The organism is Rhizobium sp. Root1212 (assembly GCF_001424985.1).
Taxonomy (GTDB): domain Bacteria; phylum Pseudomonadota; class Alphaproteobacteria; order Rhizobiales; family Rhizobiaceae; genus Pararhizobium.
Genome location: NZ_LMDA01000024.1, coordinates 60,079 through 75,651, shown reverse-complemented (window position 1 = coordinate 75,651; position 15,573 = coordinate 60,079). Strand labels below are relative to the sequence as shown.

Below are 15,573 nucleotides of genomic sequence, written 5' to 3'. Positions count from 1 at the left end.
GACTCTAAGGCAGCTTCTTCGTCTGCTCGGCCGCATGTTGCGGATCGACGACAAGCGGATCAGGCGGTTGCGTGCTGCGAGAGCCGCCGCCCTGATCGAAATACTGGGCCACGAGAATGCTCAGGATCGAACCGATCACGACCCCGAACACACCGAGCATCATTCCACGCATTGTCATCTCAGTCGTAGACGTAAACGACGCGGCGCGTCTGCGGATCGACCAGAACCGGGCGGTCGTTGAGCCGGACATAGCTGTAGCGATAATTCGGCACTTCAGCGACGGTCACGCCCGGCGGCAGCGTGGCGCCCACCACCAGATCGCCCTCGAAGGGCACGGTCTCGACGGTCGTCGTATCGATATAGGTGCGGACCTCGGCCGGCGGCGTCACCACGACGCCATCGTCGACACGGCCGATAAGTTCATCGCCCGGCGCAGGCGTCGCAACACTGCCCGTCTGCTCGTAGCTGACGACCGGAACGGCCAGATCGGAGCGATGCTGCTGCACCACCACCGGCGCGCCGTTGTAATCGACCGTCAATTGCTCGGCATAGACCCAGCCGCGCATGCCGTTGACATCGATGCGGCACCAGTTCTCGCCGTCTAGACAGCCATCAAGCGAGCCTGCGCTGCCGCGGGTGGCGATGCCGACAGCCGGATACTCGGCCCCCGGACCGGAATAGACGGTGATATCCGTCGCCGTCGTCGCCAGCATTTCAGCCTGCGCGGCGCCGGCCGCGAAAGCAAGCAAACCGCCGGCGAAGACCGGTTTGAAAATCGGGTTCATGGGCTCTTCTCCTGTTTGACGAGCAACAATGTGCAGTGCAAACGCACGGGAGAAGACCTGGTTCCGCCGGCCGGGCGCGTGGCCGCCGGTCAACCCTCTTGAGGCGCGGCTTCCTCGACGGTCTCGTTCATCTTGCGGCGGGCCTGCGCCATTTCGCTGACGGCGGCCCGCAGCGCCGGGTGGCGCGACATGAAGACGTTGAAATCCCGCCGGTCGAGGATGAAGAGTTCGCAGAAATCGACGGCGACGACATCGGCCGTGCGACGGCCGCCGGTGAGCAGCGCCATTTCGCCGAAGAACGACCCCGCTCCAAGCCGGATTTCACCGGTGGGCACCTGCACTTCGACGGCGCCTGCGGCGATGAAATACATCGAATCCCCCCGGTCCCCGGCCCGAAGGATACGGTCGCCCGGCGAAACCGAATGCGGCCGGAACATCAAAAGCAGCTCTTCATGCGAGGCCTCGTCGATCGACGAAAACAGCGGGAAGGTCTCGATGATGTGCTGGATCTTCCGATGATGATGGCGGTGGCGCTCTTCCTGCTGCGCCTGGATTTCCGCAAGCTCAGAGGACAGCGCCTCGAAACGCCGCTTGCCATGCCGGGCCGACCAGATCGGATAGGCGGTGCGGACCCGTTGCTTCAACTCGCCGGTGATCCAGAAGATCACCGGATTGATGGTGATCGAAAGGATCGCGCCGGCGAGAATGAGGCTCTGTCCCTCCGGCGTCAAAAGACCGAGCGAAATGCCGAGACCGGCGAGGATGAAGGAGAATTCGCCGATCTGGGCAAGCCCCGCCCCAACCGCCAGCGCCATGCCCACGGGATAGCGCAGCAGCAGCACCACCAGGACCGAGACCAGATATTTGCCCAGCGTGATGAGCGCCAGCGTCGCCAGCACCTCCAGCGGCTCCCGGATCAGGATCGTCGGATCGAACAGCATGCCGACGGAGACGAAGAACAGCACCGAAAACGCATTTTGCAACGGAAGCGAATCGGCCGCCGCCCGATGGCTGAGATGGCTCTCGCTCATGATCACGCCGGCAAAGAACGCGCCGAGCGCGAAGGAAACGCCGAACAGCATGGCCGAACCGAAGGCGATACCGAGTGCGATGGCGAGCACCGACAGCGTGAAAAGCTCGCGCGAGCCGGTGCGCGCCACCTGGGTCAGCATCCAAGGAACCGTCTTCGGCCCCAGCCAGATGGCCAGCACCGCAAAGATGCCGACCTTGGCGAGCGTGATCGCGATATCGATTGCAATGCCCATCGCATCCGCCGGCACCGCCGCCTCACCGCCATGGCCCACGGCATGGCCGCCCAGAAGCTCCGCCACCAGCGGCAAGAGCACGAGCACCAGCACCATGGCGAGGTCCTCGACGATCAGCCAGCCGATCGCCACGCGGCCTGCGGCGGTATTTACCAGATTGCGCTCCTCCAGCGCCTTCAGAAGCACCACGGTACTGGCAACCGAAAGGCAAAGGCCGAAGACCAGCCCCGCGCCGAGACTCCAGCCGAAGAGATGGGCAAGGCCGATGCCGAGCAGCGTCGCAAGGATGATCTGGATGACCGCTCCGGGAACCGCCAGCGCCCGCACCGCCTTGAGGTCGGAGGCCGAGAAATGCAGGCCGACACCGAACATCAAGAGGATGACGCCGAGTTCCGCCAGTTGCGAGGCGATTTCGCCATCGGCGGTAAAACCCGGCGAAAACGGCCCGATGAGCACGCCCGCGGCCAGATACCCGACCAGCGGCGGCAGGTGCAGCCGATCGGCGAGATATCCGAGCAGGGCCGCCGAAACGAAGCCGACAGCAATCGTGGCTATCAATGCAATGTCGTGATGCACGCCGTTCCCCAACGAAATCAATAAAATGAATGATCGGACATTTGCGGATATGCCCCACCTTGGCAAGAGGGCGTGTTCCCGCGGGAACGCAAACGGCAAGCCTCCTGGGGAAAACGCCCTGAAATGGACAGGCAGACCGGCACGGTATCACACACCACAACGTGTACCCAGCCCGGCTGGTGCTCACGCCCGGTTTGTCGTAAGGACGATGAAGACAGGCTTGAGGTGGAGTGACGGATGCACAGCACGGGATCAGAGGGCAAGCATGGCCGCAAAATCGGTGGCCTCGGTACAGGCGGCATCGCCCTTGTTGCTCTCGCTGCCGGCCTGATGCTGCCCGCAGCATCCGCCATGGCGGCCCAATGTTCCGGCACCCCGGCCGCCGGCATCGACTGGCACGACTGCAACAAGAAGAACGTCATGATGCCGTCCAGCGACCTGCAGGGGGCAAACCTCGCCAATTCCGATTTTTCCACGACGGATTTCAGCGGCTCCAACCTGAACGGCGCCAATCTGGAAAAGGCGACGATCGTGCGCACCTGGTTCGAGGGCGCGAGCGCCGAAAAGGCCAATTTTTCCCGCGTCGAGGCCTACCGCTCGAATTTCGCCAAGGTCGCGGCAACCGGCGCGAATTTTGCCGGCGCCGAGCTGCAGCGCGCGAATTTCGCCGAGGCCGTGCTGAATGGCGTCGATTTCGAAAAGGCCGAGCTTGGCCGGGTGAATTTCGACAACGCCACGCTCGCCGACGTGCGTTTTGCCTATGCCAATCTCTCGCGCGCGGTTTTCAGCAAGGCGGCCATCGAGGGCAAGCTGTCCTTCGAAGGCGCCTTCATGTTCCTGACGCGGATCGAGGACACCGATCTCTCAGGCGCGACCGGCCTCGAGCAGGAGCAGATCGACATGGCCTGCGGCAACGCAGGCACCAAGCTGCCGCAGGGTCTCACCGCCCCCACCGGCTGGCCCTGCCCGTCCGATTAGCTCTCAAGCCCCGCCCTGCGAGCTGCGCCGGTCGCGACCGGTGGACGGCATCTTTGCGGGCTTGAACCGCGCTCCGGCATCCTCTACGGGGACGGTATCTTGAACGAGGCGAAAAGACATGGCTGCGCGCGACCGGTACTCACGAAAACTTGAATGTGCGCGATGCCGCAACGAAGGTTTTGCCGAGGTTTCGGAAGCCGACGACAAGCGCCTGAAGGACCCGGATTTCAAGGTCGATTTTCTGCCAGCGGGCTTCACCAGCGAGCGCCCGTCGCGCGATCCGGCCAAGCATATGATCCGCTGCCGTTGCGGCCATGTCTTTGCGTTCAAACAAAAATCCCATTACGCGCCGGGCGGCGACCCGCGCCGCTGAGCCTCTTGCTAGCCCGCCCGGATGAGGATGCGGATAATCGGCCTCAACCTTTATGATGACGTGCTCCGCGCGCCCGCATCCTTCCCCGAATATTAGCTCTGGATTATAGTTCCGGAATCGGACTTCGAGGTCATCAATCTTCCCAGCCTGATGGAACTTATCGGTATTTGACGTGTTGTTTTTTATGCAGTTTGGAAACGGGAGTGTCTCACATGCTCGCTAAATTTTCCTATCTTGCTTTTGGATTTTTCATTGGTGCAGGCCTGCTGATCGGTATCACCAGCTTTACGATGCATGACGGCACCCTCCAGAAGACCGGCCGCCTGAGCGGCGCGATCGCGCCGACGGATTTTCAGATGGATCGCTTCGGCTGACCAAGAGCGTAGAAAAGCCCGCGCACCGGAACGGTGTACGGGCCTGCCTGCGATGGAATGAGTTATCCGCTTTCGCTGCTAGCGAAGGTCGGGCTTGCGCTCTGCGTTCATGAGCAATTCCTGCTGGTTGGCGAACTCGCCGAGCAGCAGACGCAGCCGCTTCTCTTCCGCCGCATCCAGGCGAAAACGGCGGCAGAAATCCGAAACATTCCACACGCGCTGTGCAGGCGCCGTTTCGATTTCCTGCTGGTGGATCAGTTTCATGACATCTCCTCCCCTGTCGTAACAATCTGAAACAAAAACGCCGATAGCGCCCGGAAGTTCCCGGAAGGCATCAATTCGGCGACAAACAGCCCGACGTCCTCAGTCCGGCTGGAAATCGTCATCAATCGCCCATCGCCAGCAGCAGTTCTTCCTCGTTGCGGGCGCCGTCATTAAATCGGGCAAGCAGTTGCACCGCCATCGAGGACCCTTCCTCCGACTGGCTTTCGATAGATTTGGCGCGGCAGATGGAATGGAAAAGCCCGTGCAGCATATCCAGCTCCGAGGGTGTGATGGGGATGTCCTGATGTATCGCGTTGGCCATCCGGTTCTCCTTTCCTGGTAGGGCATGGCCCGGAAGCCTCGAAAAGGCGATCCGCTCTTTGTCATTGGGGCAGCCATGCCGTGGAGATCCAATATCGCCACTTTACATGACAAACGTGTCGCCGGCGTGTTCCGCGCCTTCACTTTCTCGCGACCGCCGGATACCGTCGCCCCGATTTTGCTACAAAAGGAATCGCAATGGCTACAGGCCTGATCGCTCTTCTCGATGATGTCGCCGCTATCGCCAAGCTGGCAGCCGCCTCCCTCGACGACGTCGCAGCCCAGACCGCGAAGGCCGGGGCCAAGGCAGCTGGCGTGGTCATCGACGATGCCGCCGTGACGCCGCGCTACGTCGTCGGCCTGTCACCCGCACGGGAATTGCCGATCATCGGCCGCATTGCGCTCGGCTCGCTGAAGAACAAGCTGGTCTTCCTGCTGCCGGCGGGGCTGTTGCTATCCTATTTCGCGCCGTTCGTGATCACGCCGCTGCTGATGCTCGGTGGCGTCTATCTCTGCTACGAAGGCGCCGAGAAGCTTTACGAAGCGCTGTTCCCCCATGCGGCGCATGAACACGAACATGACCAGTCGCCGCAGGCCGCCGACGCCGTCTCGCTGGAAAACCAGAAGGTATCCGGCGCCATCCGCACCGATTTCATCCTGTCGGCGGAGATCATGGCGCTGACGCTTGCGAATGTCTCAACCTCCAATTTCTACACGCAGGCCGCTGTTCTGGCGGCAGTCGGCATCCTCATCACGCTCGCCGTCTATGGCGTGGTCGGGCTGATCGTCAAAGCCGACGATGCCGGCCTGCTGCTCGCCAAATCCTCCGTGGCACCGGTGCGCGCCTTCGGCCGCGGTCTCGTGGCTGGCATGCCGGTCTTCCTGAAGATACTGGCTGCGGTCGGCACGGCCGCCATGCTCTGGGTCGGCGGCAGCATTCTGGTGCATGGGCTGGCCCAACTTGGCTACCACGCCCCCGAACACCTCATCCACGACATCGCCGTCAACGCATCGGCACTCATGGGCTTCGCCCACGGCGTCGTGGAATGGCTGGCGACCTCAGCCACCCAGGCCGTAATCGCCATCGTGGTCGGCGCCATCACCATCCTCTTCCTGAGCTTCGTCGTCACGCCGCTGCGCCGCCAGGTCGGCGGTGCCCCACATTAGGACACATCAGCCCGACGCAAGGCCGCAACTCTACTCTTCAGAGATCGGCGATGAAGCCGCTCTGAAGGACAATGATATGTCGACGACACAAGACACTCCCACCGGCATGGCCGCAGCCGAATTCGTCTCCCACCTCAGCGAAGACCAGTTCGACGAACTGACGGACGCCCTGGTGGAAGCCCTTAAAGACGCCTTCGGCTTCCTCTCGGACGCCTATCCGGGCGTGACCAAGCACTAAAGCGCGTCGGGATCTTTCAAATTCGCTCGTGCGCTTTAGGTCTTTGTGTCCACGCATGTCGTTATCGCAAAACCGCTGCACACTTTTGCGCGACATGCTTTAAATCCGAAAAAGCTTGCGCTCGATCAAGGTGACGGCTGTTTCCGCGGCATAGGACGGGATAGAACAAAGTCCTGATCTGCCCGGAGCCTTCATGTCCGCCCTGCCCTTCGTGCTTTCCATTCTGGCGCTGCTCTTGACCCCCGGCCCGACCAATACGCTGCTGGCGATCGGCGCGGCGTCCGCCGGTTTCCGCCGCGCTTTGCCGCTCGTCCTTGCCGAGCTGTCCGCCTATGTGCTGGTCGTGACGCCGCTTGCCACCGTCGCGGCCGGCTTCCTGCTGGCCTATCCGCTGGCTGCCGCGCTCCTCAAAGCCTGCTCGGCCGCGTGGATTCTGTTCCTCGCCATCCGCCTCTGGCTGCCGCAACCGGAAAATGTCGGCGATGTCAGCGTCCGCCACGTCTTCGTCACCACGCTGCTCAATCCGAAGGCGATCATCATCGGACTGGTGATCATGCCGCATGGCCCACTCCACGAAATCGCCGGCCACCTCGCCCTGTTTGCCGGCCTGATCGTCTTCGCCTCGCTGTCGTGGCTTCTGTTCGGCGCCTTCGCCCTCGGCCGTGTGCAATCGGCGGCACCGCAGGCCATGCGCCGCATCGCCTCCGTCATCCTTGCCGGATTTTCGGTGCTTTTGACGTCGAGCCTGATCGCCTGAGGCTATTCGGCGGCGTTACGCATCTCGGTCTCGATGGCATAGGAATAGCCTTCGAGCATGCTGTAGGCCTTCTCGATCGCCTCGATCTGCCCCTCGGCCTTGGTGATGGCGTCCCCGATCGAATCGCAGCGCGAGCGCAGCATGCTGCCGAGCACGTCGGCGCCGGAGCGGCGGCCGATCCGGTCCATATGGTTGCGCACCCGGCTGCGGTGCCGCTCCATTTCGAGAATATGGAAACGGGCGCTGACGATCTCGTCGGAAAGCTTTCGCCGCATGGCCGCGACGGGATCGAAGCTGCCGGGTTCGCGCTCGTCGAGCAGCACCTCGTTGACAAGGGTCTCCAGCACCAGCAGCCCCTTGCGATCGACCGCATCGACCAGCGCCGGGTCATAACCGGTATCGTCAAACACCTTGCGCCGGATGGGATCGAGCAGCAGTTCGTAGGCGGTCTTCAGCTTGTCGAAGGAATCGACGTCGCCGCCGGCATCGGGATGCAGGCTCTTGGCGCGGCGGCGATAGGCACTCTTGATGGTCGCTGTTTCCGCGGTCCGTTCAACACCGACAGTCTCGTAAGGATCGATCACAGCTGCACCTGTTTTAACGCATCATGGGCCGCGACCCGTGGTAATCGCGGGCGGTCAAAGCCGCAACCCTCATTCGGATACCATACCCGATTCACACCGGCAGTGTGCTCGGTCAATCCGCTCATTCCATGCAAAACAGGTTCAAATCGTGGCAGTCGCCATATTTTACCGGGGACAGTTTCGGCGAGCCGCCTCAAGTGCCGCCGAACTGCGCCTTGTAGAGCCGGCTGTATTGACGCCCGGCATCCAGGAGTTGGCCATGCCGGCCCTGCTCCGCAATACCCGATTGATCGACCACGACGATACGGTCCGCCTCGCGGATCGTCGCCAGACGATGGGCGATGATCAGCGTCGTGCGGCCCTCTGCAAGCTCGGCTAGCGAGCGCTGGATCGCCTGCTCGGTCTCGGTATCGAGCGCCGATGTCGCCTCATCGAGGATCAGGATCGGCGGGTTCTTCAGGAACATGCGGGCAATGGCAAGTCGCTGCTTCTGGCCGCCGGAAAGCTTGACCCCGCGCTCGCCTATCACCGTATCGAAACCGTCGGGCATGTTGGCGATCACCCCATCCAGCTCCGCCCGCCGCGCGGCCTCGCGAATATCCGCGTCGCTCGCGCCCAGCCGGCCATAGGCGATATTCTCGCGGATGGTGCCGGCAAAGAGGAAGACATCCTGCTGGACGATGCCGATCTGCCGCCTGAGCGACGACAGCGTCATATCCCGGATATCGATGCCGTCGATGCTGATCGAACCGGCCGTCGCCTCGTAGAAACGCGGCAACAGCGAGCAGATCGTCGTCTTGCCCGCGCCCGAGGGGCCGACGAAAGCCACGGTCTCGCCCGCCCTGATGGTGAGATCGATATGGCTCAGCACCGGCTTTTCCGCCGTATAGCCGAACGACACGCCCTTGTAGACGATATCGCCCTTCAGATGATCGACGGTGACGGCACCGGGCGCATCGGCGATATCCGGCTCGATGGAAAGCAGATCGCGGAAACGGCGGAATCCGGCGATGCCCTTGGGATAGGTCTCGATAACGGAGTTGATCTTCTCGACCGGACGGAAAAACACGGTGACGAGCAGCAGAAAGCCGACGAAACCGCCGGCACTCAGTTCGCCCGCCAGCACGAAATAGGAGCCGGAGATCAACACGATCATCTGCGTCAGCCGCATGCTCATGTAGCTGAGCGAGGTGCTGGCGGCCATGATGCGGTAGGCATCGAGCTTGGTGCGGCGATAATTCTGGTTGTCGCGCTCGAACAGCGCCCGCTCGTGATCCTCATTGGCAAAGGCCTGCACGACGCGCATGCCGCCGACATTTTCCTCGATGCGGGCGTTGAAATCGCCCACCCGGCCGTAAAGGGCGCGAAAATTCTGGGTCATGCGGCTGCCGTAGCGGCTCGTCACCCATGCTGTCAGCGGCACGACGACCGCTGTGATCAGCGCCAGCTTCCCGTTGACCGAGATCATCAGGGCAAGCGCGCCGATGAAGGTCATCAGCGCGATGAACAGGTCTTCCGGTCCGTGATGGGCGACTTCGCCGATCTCTTCCAGATCCTTCGTCAAACGGCCGACGAGATGGCCGGTCTTCTGATTGTCGTAGAAAGCGAAGGAGAGTTTCTGCAGGTGATCGAAGGCGAGACGGCGCATGTCGGTCTCGATATTGATGCCGAGCATATGGCCCCAGTAGGTGACGATCGCCATCAGCCCGGTATTGACCACATAGGTCACCAGCAACGCCACGGAGGCAAGCACGATCAGCAGCCATTCCTGGCTGAGCAGCAACCGGTCGACGAACAGCTTCACCGCCATCGGAAAGCCGAGTTCCAGCAGGCCCGACAGCACCGCGCAGCTGAAATCGAGGATGAACAGCCCGCGATAGGGGCGATAATAGGCGAAGAATTCACGCAGCATGGGAGATCGGCTCATCAGCAGCCGCACGGGGAACGAATATCGGCCTCGTGGACGGGATCGAAAACAGGACCCCGTTTCTCATATTTCGCCCCGCAAGCCAAGAGTGTAGCACGACCGGGCCGAAGATCGGCGATTGCTTATGCAACCGCCTTCGGCAGCGCACTGGCAACGGCACTCAGCAGATCGGTCTGCGAAATCAGGCCGACCACATGCCGCGCCTCGTCGACGATGATCACCGCATGGGTCTTGCCGTCGGTCATGGCAGTCAGCAGGCCGAAGGCGTGATCATAGGCCTTGGCGGTGATCGCCGGCGTCAGCCGCCCGCCGAGATGCTCGCCGCCTTGGGAAAGCTCGCGCAGGCCGACCGTGCCGATCAGCCGGCCGTCAGCGCCCTTCACCGGCAGGGTGCGGATATTGTGCTTGAGCAGCAGCGCCCGCGCTTCCTCGACGCTTGTCTGCTCATCGATCGCGATCACATCGCGCGACATGATATCACTGCAGAGGATATCGCCATGGGCGCGCAGCGTAGCCTGCCGCTCGATCTGGTGCAGGAGCCGGCTCAGGTCGCCGCGGTCGATGTCGAAGGTCTCGTCGAGCGCAGCAAGGGCGGCGTCGAGGTCTTCCTCGCGAAAGCCGACACGCTCCGCCGGCGGCGGATCGGCCGTCGCATGGGTATTGACCGGCGCCGGCGGCACGACATGCGGATAGTTGCGCCGCGCCAGCTTGTGGAAGACGAGCCCGAGGCCGAGGAGAATAAGCGAATTCAGCGCCACCGGCACCAGCGGAAAGAGGAAGCCCCAGCTTGCCACCACCGGACCGCCCAGCACCGCCGTCAGCGCCGCGGCCCCGCCCGGCGGATGCAGGCAGCGCGTCAGCGACATGGCGCCAATCGCAAGCGCCACCCCGACGCCGGTCGCGATGACGGGATCGCCGATGAAGCGCGCCGTCAGAACCCCGACCAGCGCGGAAATCGTATTGCCGCCGACAATCGACCACGGCTGCGCCAGCGGACTGGCGGGAACCGCAAACAGCAACACCGCCGACGCCCCCATCGGCGCAACGATCAGCGGCAGCTCAGGCCCTGCTCCAAAGAAGTAACCTGATATCAGCCCCGTCAGCGCGATGCCGACCAGCGCCCCGACACAGGCCAGAGCCCGCTCGCGCAACGTCGCCCCCGCAAGGATGGGCTGAAACAATTTTGGAAAGTGCGGCATGGCGGAAACCGGAGAAAGATGGCGGGACAGCAGCGGCAGGAACGGGCGGATACGACCGGCTCAGCCGGCCGTTTCGCTCCAGCGACTCGCGGCAAAGACGGTATCGCCTTGGTCATCCCGCCGGCCTGCCGGCTCACGGTAGAAGGCGGGCTTGTCCCTTTGGTCGATCGCAACTGCTTGGAATGACATGGGCATAACCTTTGATGCCGTTTCGCAGGGCTCAATAACACCGCAACACATGTCGCACCAGCGCATTTGCGACCCGCCCATGAAAACGCCGGACACGAGTGCCCGGCGCCTGATTTTCATATGCAAACCGAAGTTTACGAAGCCGCCTTCTGCGCCTCGCTGCGAACCGGCAGACGCCAGTTCGGGCGGATGAAGTGGCAGGTATAACCGTTCGGGATACGCTCCAGATAATCCTGATGCTCCGGCTCGGCTTCCCAGAAATCACCCACGGGGCTCAGTTCCGTCACCACTTTGCCCGGCCACAGGCCGGACGCATCGACATCGGCGATCGTATCTTCGGCAATGCGTTTCTGCTCGTCGTTCTCGTAGAAGATCGCCGAACGATAGCTGGTGCCGCGGTCGTTGCCCTGACGGTTCGGCGTCGAGGGATCGTGGATCTGGAAGAAGAATTCCAGGATGCGGCGATAGCTGGTTTTTGCCGGATCGAAGACGATCTCGATCGCCTCGGCATGGGTGCCGTGATCGCGATAGGTGGCGTTCGGTACATCACCGCCGGAATAGCCGACGCGCGTGGAAACCACGCCATCGAAACGGCGGATCAGATCCTGCATGCCCCAGAAGCAGCCGCCGGCCAGAACTGCGCGTTCAGTCGTCATCAGATATCCTCCACCTGGTTGATGTAGTCTCCGTAGCCTTCCGCAGCCATCTCTTCGCGGGGAACGAAGCGCAGGGATGCCGAATTGATGCAATAGCGCAGACCGCCACGATCGATCGGGCCGTCGGGGAAGACGTGGCCGAGATGGCTGTCGCCATGGCTGGAGCGAACCTCGGTGCGAACCATGCCATGCGAGACATCGCGCAATTCGGTGACATACGCCGGCTCGATCGGCTTGGTGAAGCTCGGCCAGCCGCAGCCGGATTCATACTTGTCGGACGAGGCAAACAACGGTTCGCCGGAAACGATATCGACATAGATACCGGGCTTCTTGTTGTAGAGATATTCACCGGTACCGGGCCGCTCCGTGCCGCTTTCCTGCGTCACGCGATACTGCTCCGGGGAGAGCTTAGCGATGGCATCCGGGTTCTTGGTATAAGCAGTCATTCAGTCCTCTCCTTGATCGTCTTTGAGAGACCATGATGGTTTTTCGGTCGGGCAATATGTAGGTTCAAGACGGCCGACTTACAACGCGATCCGGCGGCGATGCCGAAGCTGTGAACAGAGCGTCAAAACCCTCTTGCCGCCTCGGTGACAGCCAACGCCAGCTTCAGATGCGGCCGGTCGAGCATGCGCCCGTCGAGCTGGATAGCCCCCGCCTCCGGGTTTGCCGCAAAAGCCGCGATAATCCGCTCGGCACGTGCGATTTCCTCCTCGTTTGGCGTGAACGCCCGGTTGATCACCTCCACCTGCGCCGGATGGATCGCCAGCATCCCGGTAAACCCATCCCGCCGCCCGCGCCGAGCGTAGGCCTCAAGCCCCGAAAGATCACGAATATCGGGATAGACCGTTTCGATTGCCGCAACCCCGGCAGCATGGGCGGCGAAAAGCGCCAGCGACCGCACCATCCGATAGGGATCGGTATAACCACCATCCGCCTCCCGCGCCGAAAGCGCGCCTATTGCGGCCGGCAGGTCTTCCGCCCCCCAGGTCAGGCCGCAAATTTCCGGGCCGACCTGCGCATAGGTGCCAAGCTGAAAAATCGCCGCCGGTGCTTCGGTGGCGATCGGCAGGATCGGAACGGCCGCACCCGCCATCTTGCTCACGCGAACGGATAGCGCCCGCACGGAAGCAGCCCCCTCCGCTTTCGGCAACACTAGCCCATCGGGAAGCCCCGAAGCGAGAACGCCGAGATCCTTCTCCAGGTCGTCGCTTTCCAACGGATTGACGCGCACGAAGACCGCGCAGTCGGGATGTTGCCGCAAAGCTGGACTATCAGACGCCGCAGCAGCAGCCACTTGCTTTCCCTTCTCCCCAGCGGGGAGAAGGTGGCCCGCAGGGTCGGATGAGGGGACCGGCTTGCTCTGAGTTTGCGGAGATATCCCCTCGTTCGCCCTTCGGGCACCTTCTCCCCGCCGGGGAGAAGAGAGAGCAAGCGGCGCCGTCCCGAACCTTGCAAGAAAATCCCCCACACATTCCCGCGCCTTGTCCTTGGCGGCCGAAACCACCGAATCCTCAAGATCGAAAATGATCGCATCCGCACCCGAGGCGACAGCCTTTTCGAAGCGCTCGGGGCGGTCGCCGGGCACGAAAAGCAGCGAGCGCAGCCTCATGCCGGCCGCCTCTGCAAAAGCGCCATCCGCAGCATCTTGCAAACGATCTCATCCCGCTGGTTGAGCGTCGTGTGCTCGAAGGTCACGATACCCGCATCCGGCCGCGAACCGGAGGGCCGAAGCGCGGTCACCTCCGTCTCCACCCTCAACGTATCGCCGACAAAAACCGGCTTCGGCATCACCACCTTGTCATAACCGAGATTGGCGACGAGCACGCCAAGCGTCGTATCGCCCACGGACAGGCCCACCGTGAGCGCGAAGGTGAAGGTGCCATTGACGACGATCCGCCCGAATTCCGTCGCGCCGGCATATTCGGCATCCAGATGCAGCGGCTGCGGATTATGGGTGAGCGTGGTGATCAGCAGATTGTCGGTTTCCGTCACCGTGCGGCGGATATCGTGGGCGATTTTGTCTCCGACAACCCATTCATCGAAATAGCGCCCGGCCATCACACCTCATCCTTCACGACGGTCGCCATCACCTGGCTTTCGCTGACCTTCATGCCGACGCTGGCGCGCAAGCCCTTAACGGTGCCGTCGAAGGGCGCCTTCAGGCTGTGTTCCATTTTCATCGCCTCGATCGTCATCAGCCGGTCTCCCTTGCGCACGCTCGCGCCTTCCGTCGTTTCCACCAGCGTCACCAGCCCCGGCATCGGCGACAGGATCGCGCCATCCCCGCCGTGGTCGGAAGCCTCCACGCGACTGGCGCTCGGCAAGCCGATCGGCCAGGCGAACCCTTCCTGAAAGAGCACGGTTTCGCCAGCGATGGAGACGGCACCCCCCACCCCCTCGATATGCCCAACATAGGGCTTGCCGCCCACCAGCACATTCGCCCGCACATCAGGCCGGGCGGCAACACGAAATCCCGTCAGCGCGCTCCAAGGATCGTTGCCACTACGGCGGGCAAGACTTGCCGCCGCCGCATCGATAACAGCCTTGTCCGGCTCCTCCGCAACAAGCCGCTCACCCTTCCGATCCAGAAAGCCGGTATCGACGGCACCGGCCCGAAAATCCTCGTCCTCGGCAATGCGGCAGAGCAGATTGGCATTGGATTTCACCGGCCAGATCTCGATTTCGCCACAGGCCTTCGCCAGCCGGTCGAGAGCCGCGTTCCGATCATGCCCATGGGCGATGATCTTGGCGATCATCGGATCGTAGAAGCTGGTGATCTCGTTGCCTTCCTCGACGCCGCTATCGACCCGAACGCCTTTCGGCAGCCTCAGATGCTGCAGCACTCCGGTCGAAGGCAGATAGCCGGTCTGCGGATTTTCCGCATAAAGCCGCGCCTCCACCGCCCAGCCCCGCATCGCGATTTCACCCTGCGTTTTCGGCAACGGCTCGCCGGCCGCAGCCTTCAATTGCCAGAGCACAAGGTCTTCGCCGGTAATCGCCTCGGTCACCGGGTGCTCGACCTGCAGCCGGGTGTTCATCTCCATGAACCAGATGCGATCGGCCCTTAAGCCCTCCGAAGCATCGGCGATGAACTCGACCGTCCCCGCCCCGATATAATCGACGGCCCGCGCCGCCTTCACCGCGGCTTCACAGATCGCCTGCCGCGTCGTCGCATCCATGCCGGGTGCCGGCGCTTCCTCGATGATCTTCTGGTGACGCCGCTGCACCGAGCAATCCCGCTCGAACAGATGTACAGCATTGCCATGACTATCGGCAAAGACCTGAACCTCGATATGGCGCGGGTTGCGGATGTATTTTTCGATCAGTACCCGGTCGTCGCCAAAGGAAGATGCCGCCTCGCGCCGGCAGGAAGCAAGCGAAGCGATGAAATCTCCCGCATCATCCACCCGCCGCATGCCCTTGCCGCCACCGCCTGCCACGGCCTTGATCAGAACGGGATACCCTATCTCGCCTGCCTCACGCTCCAGCCGCGCCTCGGATTGATCATCCCCCATATAGCCCGGCGTCACCGGCACGCCGGCGCGCTGCATCAGCGCCTTGGCCGCGTCCTTCAGTCCCATGGCGCGGATTGCCGCTGGCGGCGCCCCGACCCAGGCCATACCAGCCGCCTGCACGGCCTCGGCAAATTCCGCATTTTCGGAAAGGAACCCATAGCCCGGATGAACAGCCGCAGCCCCGGTCTTCGCGGCGGCCTCCAGCAGGCGCGGCACCGAAAGATAGCTCTCCCGCGCCGTCGCCGGGCCGATTGCAACGGCCTCGCTCGCCTCCCTGACGTAAGGCAAGCCGGCATCGGCCTCCGAATAGACGGCGATGGTGCGGATGCCGAGCGCATTTGCCGTGCGGATGATACGGCGGGCGATTTCGCCGCGATTGGCAATGAGAAGGCTTTCGAACAT

The 15,573-nt window shown here is 62.7% G+C and carries 20 protein-coding genes and 1 pseudogene; 6 read left to right on the top strand and 15 right to left on the bottom strand.

The window, feature by feature from the left end:
- Nucleotides 1-4: 4 nt before the first annotated feature.
- From ASC86_RS25955 to ASC86_RS20185, 3 genes are all read right to left on the bottom strand, one after another.
- Nucleotides 5-172 carry a hypothetical protein gene (locus ASC86_RS25955; RefSeq protein WP_156387134.1) on the bottom strand — a complete coding sequence of 56 codons (168 nt, stop codon included), beginning with the start codon at nt 170-172 and terminating at the stop codon, nt 5-7.
- A gap of 7 nt (nt 173-179) precedes the next feature.
- Nucleotides 180-785 carry a DUF1236 domain-containing protein gene (locus ASC86_RS20190; RefSeq protein WP_056325428.1) on the bottom strand — a complete coding sequence of 202 codons (606 nt, stop codon included), beginning with the start codon at nt 783-785 and terminating at the stop codon, nt 180-182.
- 89 nt (nt 786-874) lie between these two features.
- Nucleotides 875-2,626, bottom strand: a complete 1,752-nt coding sequence (locus ASC86_RS20185) for a cation:proton antiporter (RefSeq protein WP_056325425.1) — start codon at nt 2,624-2,626, stop codon at nt 875-877.
- Between the two features lie 330 nt (nt 2,627-2,956).
- Between ASC86_RS20185 and ASC86_RS20180 the strand changes: the two genes are divergently transcribed.
- The 3 genes from ASC86_RS20180 (at nt 2,957) to ASC86_RS25950 (ending at nt 4,351) form a co-directional block, all read left to right on the top strand.
- The gene (locus ASC86_RS20180) at nt 2,957-3,604 is read left to right on the top strand and encodes a pentapeptide repeat-containing protein (protein WP_200943841.1); all 648 of its coding nucleotides are present in this window, start codon (nt 2,957-2,959) and stop codon (nt 3,602-3,604) included.
- 118 nt (nt 3,605-3,722) lie between these two features.
- Entirely contained in the window at nt 3,723-3,977 is a 255-nt protein-coding gene (locus tag ASC86_RS20175; protein WP_056325417.1) for a hypothetical protein, read from the top strand.
- A gap of 203 nt (nt 3,978-4,180) precedes the next feature.
- Complete coding sequence (locus ASC86_RS25950; protein ID WP_156387133.1) at nt 4,181-4,351, top strand: hypothetical protein; 171 nt, start codon at nt 4,181-4,183, stop codon at nt 4,349-4,351.
- A gap of 78 nt (nt 4,352-4,429) precedes the next feature.
- Here the strand turns inward: ASC86_RS25950 and ASC86_RS20170 are convergent, their stop codons facing one another.
- The gene (locus ASC86_RS20170) at nt 4,430-4,615 is read right to left on the bottom strand and encodes a hypothetical protein (protein WP_056325413.1); all 186 of its coding nucleotides are present in this window, start codon (nt 4,613-4,615) and stop codon (nt 4,430-4,432) included.
- Between the two features lie 121 nt (nt 4,616-4,736).
- On the bottom strand, nt 4,737-4,937 hold the full coding sequence (locus tag ASC86_RS20165; protein WP_056325410.1) for a hypothetical protein: 201 nt from the start codon (nt 4,935-4,937) through the stop codon (nt 4,737-4,739).
- 197 nt (nt 4,938-5,134) lie between these two features.
- Here ASC86_RS20165 and ASC86_RS20160 point away from each other — a divergent pair, with 197 nt between their 5' ends.
- From ASC86_RS20160 to ASC86_RS20155, 3 genes are all read left to right on the top strand, one after another.
- Nucleotides 5,135-6,103 carry a DUF808 domain-containing protein gene (locus ASC86_RS20160; protein WP_056325408.1) on the top strand — a complete coding sequence of 323 codons (969 nt, stop codon included), beginning with the start codon at nt 5,135-5,137 and terminating at the stop codon, nt 6,101-6,103.
- Nucleotides 6,104-6,179: 76 nt separating this feature from the next.
- Entirely contained in the window at nt 6,180-6,341 is a 162-nt protein-coding gene (locus ASC86_RS25945; RefSeq protein ID WP_156387132.1) for a hypothetical protein, read from the top strand.
- Nucleotides 6,342-6,534: 193 nt separating this feature from the next.
- Nucleotides 6,535-7,098: a hypothetical protein gene (locus ASC86_RS20155; protein ID WP_056325405.1), complete on the top strand. Its 564-nt coding sequence runs from the start codon at nt 6,535-6,537 to the stop codon at nt 7,096-7,098.
- A 2-nt stretch (nt 7,099-7,100) separates the two neighbouring features.
- Here ASC86_RS20155 and ASC86_RS20150 read toward each other — a convergent pair whose 3' ends face one another.
- From ASC86_RS20150 to ASC86_RS20110, 10 genes and pseudogenes are all read right to left on the bottom strand, one after another.
- Entirely contained in the window at nt 7,101-7,682 is a 582-nt protein-coding gene (locus ASC86_RS20150; RefSeq protein WP_056325401.1) for a J domain-containing protein, read from the bottom strand.
- Nucleotides 7,683-7,875: 193 nt separating this feature from the next.
- Entirely contained in the window at nt 7,876-9,594 is a 1,719-nt protein-coding gene (locus ASC86_RS20145) for an ABC transporter ATP-binding protein (RefSeq protein WP_056325398.1), read from the bottom strand.
- Nucleotides 9,595-9,731: 137 nt separating this feature from the next.
- The gene (locus ASC86_RS20140; RefSeq protein ID WP_056325395.1) at nt 9,732-10,808 is read right to left on the bottom strand and encodes an HPP family protein; all 1,077 of its coding nucleotides are present in this window, start codon (nt 10,806-10,808) and stop codon (nt 9,732-9,734) included.
- 60 nt (nt 10,809-10,868) lie between these two features.
- A complete protein-coding gene (locus ASC86_RS26945) occupies nt 10,869-10,997 on the bottom strand; it encodes a hypothetical protein (RefSeq protein WP_280136989.1) in 129 nt (42 codons plus the stop codon).
- Nucleotides 10,998-11,131: 134 nt separating this feature from the next.
- Entirely contained in the window at nt 11,132-11,653 is a 522-nt protein-coding gene (gene msrA / locus ASC86_RS20130) for a peptide-methionine (S)-S-oxide reductase MsrA (RefSeq protein WP_056325390.1), read from the bottom strand.
- A complete protein-coding gene (gene msrB / locus ASC86_RS20125) occupies nt 11,653-12,099 on the bottom strand; it encodes a peptide-methionine (R)-S-oxide reductase MsrB (RefSeq protein WP_056325388.1) in 447 nt (148 codons plus the stop codon). Before msrB ends, msrA begins: the two co-directional genes overlap by 1 nt.
- 122 nt (nt 12,100-12,221) lie before the next feature.
- Nucleotides 12,222-12,950 carry a CoA ester lyase gene (locus tag ASC86_RS20120; RefSeq protein WP_280136990.1) on the bottom strand — a complete coding sequence of 243 codons (729 nt, stop codon included), beginning with the start codon at nt 12,948-12,950 and terminating at the stop codon, nt 12,222-12,224.
- Between the two features lie 162 nt (nt 12,951-13,112).
- Nucleotides 13,113-13,265, bottom strand: a pseudogene (locus tag ASC86_RS26295) (aldolase/citrate lyase family protein); the annotation flags it as partial.
- Nucleotides 13,262-13,714 (bottom strand): MaoC family dehydratase, encoded by a 453-nt coding sequence (locus ASC86_RS20115; protein ID WP_056325381.1) that lies wholly within the window; start codon nt 13,712-13,714, stop codon nt 13,262-13,264. The pseudogene ASC86_RS26295 and the gene ASC86_RS20115, both read right to left, overlap by 4 nt.
- A complete protein-coding gene (locus tag ASC86_RS20110) occupies nt 13,714-15,573 on the bottom strand; it encodes a biotin carboxylase N-terminal domain-containing protein (protein ID WP_056325379.1) in 1,860 nt (619 codons plus the stop codon). The genes ASC86_RS20115 and ASC86_RS20110 overlap by 1 nt, the downstream gene beginning before the upstream one ends.

Bases quoted from the DNA above. Each gene is read 5' to 3' on its own strand.
- msrA (WP_056325390.1), bottom strand. From the start codon at position 11,653: ATGACGACTGAACGCGCAGTTCTGGCCGGCGGCTGCTTCTGGGGCATG.
- ASC86_RS25955 (WP_156387134.1), bottom strand. From the start codon at position 172: ATGCGTGGAATGATGCTCGGTGTGTTCGGGGTCGTGATCGGTTCGATC.
- ASC86_RS20110 (WP_056325379.1), bottom strand. From the start codon at position 15,573: ATGTTCGAAAGCCTTCTCATTGCCAATCGCGGCGAAATCGCCCGCCGT.
- ASC86_RS20140 (WP_056325395.1), bottom strand. From the start codon at position 10,808: ATGCCGCACTTTCCAAAATTGTTTCAGCCCATCCTTGCGGGGGCGACG.
- ASC86_RS26945 (WP_280136989.1), bottom strand. From the start codon at position 10,997: ATGTCATTCCAAGCAGTTGCGATCGACCAAAGGGACAAGCCCGCCTTC.
- ASC86_RS20180 (WP_200943841.1), top strand. From the start codon at position 2,957: ATGCTGCCCGCAGCATCCGCCATGGCGGCCCAATGTTCCGGCACCCCG.
- ASC86_RS20115 (WP_056325381.1), bottom strand. From the start codon at position 13,714: ATGGCCGGGCGCTATTTCGATGAATGGGTTGTCGGAGACAAAATCGCC.
- ASC86_RS25945 (WP_156387132.1), top strand. From the start codon at position 6,180: ATGTCGACGACACAAGACACTCCCACCGGCATGGCCGCAGCCGAATTC.
- ASC86_RS20145 (WP_056325398.1), bottom strand. From the start codon at position 9,594: ATGCTGCGTGAATTCTTCGCCTATTATCGCCCCTATCGCGGGCTGTTC.
- msrB (WP_056325388.1), bottom strand. From the start codon at position 12,099: ATGACTGCTTATACCAAGAACCCGGATGCCATCGCTAAGCTCTCCCCG.
- ASC86_RS20165 (WP_056325410.1), bottom strand. From the start codon at position 4,937: ATGGCCAACGCGATACATCAGGACATCCCCATCACACCCTCGGAGCTG.
- ASC86_RS20170 (WP_056325413.1), bottom strand. From the start codon at position 4,615: ATGAAACTGATCCACCAGCAGGAAATCGAAACGGCGCCTGCACAGCGC.
- ASC86_RS20175 (WP_056325417.1), top strand. From the start codon at position 3,723: ATGGCTGCGCGCGACCGGTACTCACGAAAACTTGAATGTGCGCGATGC.
- ASC86_RS20190 (WP_056325428.1), bottom strand. From the start codon at position 785: ATGAACCCGATTTTCAAACCGGTCTTCGCCGGCGGTTTGCTTGCTTTC.
- ASC86_RS20155 (WP_056325405.1), top strand. From the start codon at position 6,535: ATGTCCGCCCTGCCCTTCGTGCTTTCCATTCTGGCGCTGCTCTTGACC.
- ASC86_RS20160 (WP_056325408.1), top strand. From the start codon at position 5,135: ATGGCTACAGGCCTGATCGCTCTTCTCGATGATGTCGCCGCTATCGCC.